Source organism: Leifsonia sp. SIMBA_070 (assembly GCF_046534635.1).
Lineage (GTDB): Bacteria > Actinomycetota > Actinomycetes > Actinomycetales > Microbacteriaceae > Leifsonia.
Genome location: NZ_JAWRYK010000792.1, coordinates 1 through 244, shown reverse-complemented (window position 1 = coordinate 244; position 244 = coordinate 1). Strand labels below are relative to the sequence as shown.

1 protein-coding gene is annotated in these 244 nt (G+C 71.3%); it reads left to right on the top strand.

The window, feature by feature from the left end:
- Window positions 1–244 (top strand): YCF48-related protein (locus SB754_RS22390; protein ID WP_410784477.1); only part of this gene is annotated, 244 nt, incomplete at both ends.

Genomic DNA, 244 nt, shown 5'->3' with positions numbered 1-244 from the left:
GCCGACGACGCCCAGGCCTTCGTCGAGGAGGGGCCCACTCGCCCGCTGCTCGACGTTTCCTTCCACGACGAGCGGTCCGGCATGGCCGTCGGCGCCTACGGGCTGATCCTCGAGACCGATGACGGTGGCGCCAACTGGCGCTCCCGGGTCGGCCACCTGGAGAACGCCTTCGGCTTCCACTTCTATGACATCGAGCGCCTCGGCGAGGCCGTCCTCGTCGCCGGCGAGGCCGGCAGCCTGCACC